6 protein-coding genes are annotated in these 5,668 nt (G+C 67.0%); 5 read left to right on the plus strand and 1 reads right to left on the minus strand.

Annotation, left to right across the window (positions count from 1 at the left end):
- Positions 1 to 801 precede the first annotated feature (801 nt).
- The 4 genes from Q0Q02_RS23010 (at position 802) to Q0Q02_RS23025 (ending at position 3,317) form a co-directional block, all read left to right on the plus strand.
- Positions 802 to 1,521, plus strand: coding sequence for a L,D-transpeptidase (locus tag Q0Q02_RS23010; RefSeq protein WP_293813063.1), 720 nt, complete (start codon positions 802 to 804; stop codon positions 1,519 to 1,521).
- Positions 1,522 to 1,608: 87 nt separating this feature from the next.
- Entirely contained in the window at positions 1,609 to 1,926 is a 318-nt protein-coding gene (locus Q0Q02_RS23015) for a hypothetical protein (RefSeq protein WP_293813065.1), read from the plus strand.
- A gap of 156 nt (positions 1,927 to 2,082) precedes the next feature.
- Complete coding sequence (locus Q0Q02_RS23020) at positions 2,083 to 2,763, plus strand: L,D-transpeptidase (RefSeq protein WP_293813067.1); 681 nt, start codon at positions 2,083 to 2,085, stop codon at positions 2,761 to 2,763.
- Positions 2,764 to 2,855: 92 nt separating this feature from the next.
- A complete protein-coding gene (locus Q0Q02_RS23025) occupies positions 2,856 to 3,317 on the plus strand; it encodes a GNAT family N-acetyltransferase (RefSeq protein ID WP_293813068.1) in 462 nt (153 codons plus the stop codon).
- 101 nt (positions 3,318 to 3,418) lie between these two features.
- Here the strand turns inward: Q0Q02_RS23025 and Q0Q02_RS23030 are convergent, their stop codons facing one another.
- Complete coding sequence (locus Q0Q02_RS23030) at positions 3,419 to 3,766, minus strand: phasin family protein (protein ID WP_293813070.1); 348 nt, start codon at positions 3,764 to 3,766, stop codon at positions 3,419 to 3,421.
- A gap of 294 nt (positions 3,767 to 4,060) precedes the next feature.
- On the opposite strand from Q0Q02_RS23030, the gene Q0Q02_RS23035 reads away from it, so the two are divergent.
- On the plus strand, positions 4,061 to 5,668 hold a 1,608-nt coding region (locus Q0Q02_RS23035; protein WP_293813072.1), incomplete at its 3' end, for a serine hydrolase.

Raw genomic sequence — 5,668 nt, forward strand, 5'->3', positions numbered from 1 at the left:
CCTTCGCCGCAACCTTTATCTTCTGGCTCAATCAATGAGTCCTGAGCCTAGCTCTCGCTGGATCAATGCGGGCGTGCAAACGGCCCCGCCGGCCAAAGACAGCGGGGCCTGAACTTAACTGTCAGGGTGATTTGGCCCGTTGCCCAGGAGCATAGCCAGAGGCTCCCGGATGGCCCTTTACGCTACCCTTGGCCTGCATCTGATGCCCCGGAGCGTATCCCGAGGCCCCACGATGGCCGGCGACGCTGCCTTTCGCCTGCATCTCTTGTCCCGGCGAAAGAGAGGATGCGCCTCGGCCCGCTGTTCCGCCCAGACCGCCGGAAGAGCCGCCACCGCGCCCGCCGCCTTGACCACCACCGTGGCCACCGCCATTCCCACCGCCAGCGCCGCCGCCTCCGTTACCGCCGCCTCCGCCGTTACCACCCCCACCTCCTCCGCCTCCGCCTCCGCCTCCGCCTCCTCCGCCTCCTCCGCCTCCACCAGCGGCCATAACATCAGGCGCGGCAGCCAAGGTGAGGGCTGTTAGGCCAGCAACGATTAGCGCGCGCCGGGTCGATTGGGGTTTCAGCATCGCGGTGTCCTCCTGTTGCGACCTCACAGGATTTTGCCCCAGGGCATGAACGGCGCCTGAACGCAGAAAGCCCGACAGCGGGCACAGGCCGCTTTCGACCCGCAACCGACGTCGGAAAGGCGCCTCCTCGCGCGTCTTAACGATCGGCGACCAGCGCTCGAACCCGCGGTTCATCCAACAGTAACCATCCAAGCCGATGTATCTGCTCAGGACTGCCTGAGAGATACCCGATGCTGACGCGCCGCTCGTTTACGTTGCCTGCCCTCTCCGTCGCGGCGGCGAGTCTCGCCGGCTGCGGATCGCGCAGCATCGTCGTGCTGCCAGAGCTCGGCACAAGCCCGATCGCCCCGCGCCCGCAGGGCCTCGTCACGCGCACGCTCGCCCGGCCGAACTATGCCGAGATCTATGCCGACTATCCCGGCGAGCGCTTTCCGATTTCGGCCATCGACCACCAGCGCATCGATCCCCGCTTCCTTCGCCAGACCGTCGCGTTTCCCCGTGACGACAAGCCGGGCTCCATCGTGGTCGATCCCGCCGGCTACCACCTCTATTTCGTCGAGTCCCCGCGCGTGGCGACGCAATATGGTGTCGGCGTCGGGCGCGAGGGCTTCGGCTGGTCCGGCGCGGCCCGGATCAACATGAAGCGCGACTGGGCCGACTGGGTCCCGCCTCCGGAGATGATCGCGCGCGACCCCGAGATCAGAGCCCAGCTCGAGCAGACGCCGCGCGGGCTCGGCGTGCGCGGCGGCTCGAAGAGCCCGCTGGGCGCGCGCACGATGTATCTCTTCGGCGAAGGACGCGACCTCGGCTACCGCATTCACGGCACATTCGAGCCCTACACGGTCGGCACGAATGTCTCGTCGGGCTGCATCCGCATGATCAACCAGGACATCGCGCATCTCTACGCGCGCGTCGCGCTCGGCACCCCGGTGACTGTGCTGCCTGCATGAGCACGGCCGGATGAACGGCAGCCCTCGGACCGGTTCATGTTCCGTTGAGCTTTTGTGTGATTTGAAGGGTATCGAAAGGAGTTTGCCATGCGCAAGCTGTTGATTTTCGCCACGATTGCAATCGGGAGCGCGCTCGCCGCGCCGGCCATGGCCTCCGAGGCCCTGCCGAGGAACCTGGCCGAACGCCTCGACAAGGCGCCCGCTGAATATTCCTGGTCGGCGGCGGCCGAGCGGCGGCACATGATCATGGAAGAGACCATGCGCCAGCAGCGCTACGGCCGCGGCTACGGCCCGCCGCGTGGCTATGGTCCGCCGCGCGGATATGGCTACGGCCCCGGTCCGGGCTGGGGCCCGCCGCCGCCGCGCTATTATGCTCCGCCCCCGCCGCCTCCCGGCTGGTGGTGATTTCCAGAGCGACGGGCAACCGTCGCTCTTTTTCTGCTATGCAGGCGCGCTTGCCAGCCGGGCCATCTGGCGGCAATCTCCGCGCGGCTAAGACATTCAACGATGCATGCCGGAGCAGAGCCTCGCCGGGCAGCAGGACATGGGAAGTCCAGGATCATGATCATCGATGGTAGGAATGCCGACGCCCGTCGGTCGGGCCTTGTCGACCGCCGCTCGTTTCTGGTCGGCTCGGCCGTCAGCGTCGGCGCGTTGGGCCTCGCCGGTTGCGCGGCGACGGACGGCATGAGCCTCGCCGAGGCGCAGCAGGTCTACGGGCCCGTGCCTGACAAGAAATTCGCGATTCCCGCAGCCGACGTCACCAAGGTCGACCGGAAATACTGGCGCCGCACCGTCCGCTACGAGACCAAGGAAGAGCCGGGCACGATTATCGTCGACCCGGCCAATTACTATGTCTATCGGATCGAGGGCGGCGGCAACGCCACCCGTTACGGCGCCAATGTCGGCCGCGACGGCTTCCGCTGGAACGGCGACGCCTATGTCGGGCGCAAGTCGGAATGGGCGACCTGGACCCCGCCTGCGGAGATGATCAAGCGCCAGCCCGAAGCGGCGAAATATGCGCGCGGCATGCCCGGCGGGCTCGACAACCCGCTCGGCGCTCGCACCCTGCACCTCTACCAGAATGGCCGTTACACGCTCTACACGATCTATGCCTCGAGCGACGAGGAATCGATCGGCTCCGGCATCACCAGCGGCTGCGTCGGACTGCTCAGCCAGGACATGATCGATCTCTACGACCAGACCCCGGTCAAGACGAAGGTCGTCGTCCTGCCGGCCTGAGCCAAGCGCGGCAGCAGCGTCTTGCCTTATTGAAAACCCCGGCCCTTGGCCGGGGTTTTTCATTGCGAGCGCGATCGTCTATCCCTGCCGGCATGACCGAGCTCGCCATCCGTGCAGCGGAGCAGACAGACCTGCCCGCGCTTCTGGACCTGTATCGCCATCTCATCCCGGAAGATGCGCACTGCCCGGACGACAAGGCCGCGGATATCCTGGAACGCCTCGCGAATTTCGAAGGCAGCGCCGTCCTGATCGCCCTCATCGGCACTGACCTCGTCGCGAGTTGCACCGTGATCGTCATCCCGAACCTCACGCGGGGCGGCACGCCCTACGCATTGATCGAGAATGTCGTCACTGATGCCGGCCATCGCAGCCGCGGGCTGGGAAAAGAGGTCCTCAAGGCTGCGCTCGATCGCGCCTGGGTCGCCGGATGCTACAAGGCGATGCTCATGACGGGCTCGAAGAAGCCCTCCACCCTGGCGTTCTACGAGGCTGCCGGCTTCGAGCAATCCAAGACCGGCTTTCAGGCCAGGCGGATTCCAGCACGCGCCGAATAGGCAACGGCTCCGCCCAACGAAAAACCCCGGCCTCGCAGCCGGGGTTCGCAAACGCAACTGAACTCTCGCAGCCTCGGCGGTCCTGCGACCGCCGGCCGGGATCACGCCTTCGGGGCAGCCGGGACGGCCTTCGAGACGATGCCTTCGAACGGCTTGTAGGCGTCCTTGGCGAGAGCAGTGTAGAGCTCGCCCATCTTGGTGAGCTGGGCGACGGCGCCCTCGAACGAGGTCTTGATGAAGTCGGCCTGGATCTCCAGGGCCTTGTCGAAGGTCTTCACGCCAGCGAGCTTCTCGAGCGTGGCGGTGCCGGCCTCGAAGGACTTCTTGGCATAGTCCGTGGTCTCGACGGCGATGGTCTGCACGCCCTTCGAGGTGGCGCCGAAAGCCTTCAGGGCAGCGTCGACGTTCTCTTTGGAAGCCTTCTGGATGGTCTCGAACTGCTGGATCATGGGTCGTCTCCTGGCACTCTGCGGTGCCGCCTCAGGTGAATGGGCCAGGACGGCCCGATACGCTGCCCCAAGGTCGTGTGAATGAGATCACCACCGGGGACTGCTCGCATATTGTGCATTGCAACATGAATGTCAAGAGAACGCTGCAATGCACCAAACGCAGATCGTTCCGTTAGCAACCGTTCAAGTTTTAACGGCTCCGTAACCGCATCCGCCTAACCTCTCCAACTGTGTCCCCTGCGCCACGATGAGCCAGGCGCGGGATCGGCCCATGTGTGAGTTCGAGGCGGGTTCATGTTGTCTGGTTGCGTTGGGTTGCGGCGGTCGCGTCTGCGGACCGTTGCGGGTCTGATCGGTGTCGTCGCCGTTGCGGCCACGATCGCCTCCTCCCCCGCCGAGGCGCGCAAGCGCCGTCACGCGGCCGGCGGCGGCTATACCCCCCCTTATGCCGCGATGGTGGTCGACGCGAAGACCGGCCGCACCTTGCATGCGGTCAACGAGGATGCCGCGCGCATCCCGGCCTCGCTGACCAAGGTCATGACGCTCTACATGCTGTTCGAGCAGATGGAGCGCGGCCGCTTCACCATGGATTCCGAGCTCAGGGTCTCGTCCTATGCGGCCTCGCAGCCGCCGACCAAGCTCGGCCTGCGCGCCGGCTCTACCATCGCGGTCGAGGACGTGATCAAGAGCATGATCACGCTCTCCGCCAACGATTCCTCGGTCGTCGTCGCCGAGAACATTGCCGGCTCCGAGGAGGCTTTCGCCGAGCAGATGACGCGCAAGGCGCGCTCGCTCGGCATGGGCTCGACCCGCTTCTACAACCCGCACGGTCTGCCCCATTCTCCGCCGAACATCACGACGGCGCGCGACCTCACGATCCTCGCGCGCGCCATCCAGGAGCGCTTCCCGAAATACTATCCGCTGTTCTCGACGCGGGCCTTCCAGTACGGCAGCCGCACCATCCGCGGCCATAACCGCCTGCTCGGCAAGGTCGAGGGCGTCGACGGCATCAAGACCGGCTACACCCGCGCCTCCGGCTTCAACCTGATGACCTCGGCCCGCTCCGAAGGCCGGCACGTCGTCTCCGTCGTGCTCGGCGGCCGCTCCGGCGCCTCGCGCGACAAGATCATGACCGATCTCGTGCTTGCCAGCCTGCCGCGCGCCTCGACCAGCGGCCGTTCCTCGGTGATGGTCGCCGAGGCCCCGGAACCGGAAGAGCGGCCGCGTTCGCTCCCGGTCCAGCAGGCCGCGGCCGAGCCGGCGCCGATCCCGGTGCCGCGTCCGCGCCAGCAACCGCAGGCTGAAGAACAGCCGCTGCCGGCCGCCGCCCGCGCCTATGCCCCGATGCCGACCACCACGCCGATCGCGCCGCCGCGCCCGGTCGCCGTCGCCGGTGGCCAGCCGCTCCAGATCTCCGGCATGCGCCCGGTCACCGCCACGACCACGCCGTCGGCCATGCGCTGGTCGATCGGCGCCCAGCCAGCCGATGCCAAGGTCCTGCGCCCGCCGGCGAATGTCGACGTCACCTCCTCGATCGCGAAGGTGCCCGAGCCCGCGGCCGAACCGGTGAAACTCGCCGAGGCCAAGGTTGAAGTTCCCGCTGCCCCCGTCGCCCGCAAGGTTGAGCCAGCTCCCGCCAAGGTTCAGGCGCCCGAGCCCGCCCCCGCGATGTCGCACCAGGCAGCGGTCATCGCCTCCGGCAAATGGGTGATCCAGCTCGGCGCCACCGACGACGAGGGCAAGGCCAAGGAAATCCTGGCCCGCGCCCGGGCCAAGGCCGCCAGCACGCTCGCCAGCGCCTCGCCCTTCACCGAGAAGGTCGCCAAGGGCGGCTCCACCCTCTTCCGGGCCCGTTTCGTCGGCTTCGACGACTCGAAGGACGCGCAGAACGCCTGCACCCAA

The organism is uncultured Allobosea sp. (assembly GCF_945956895.1).
Classification (GTDB): domain Bacteria; phylum Pseudomonadota; class Alphaproteobacteria; order Rhizobiales; family Beijerinckiaceae; genus Allobosea.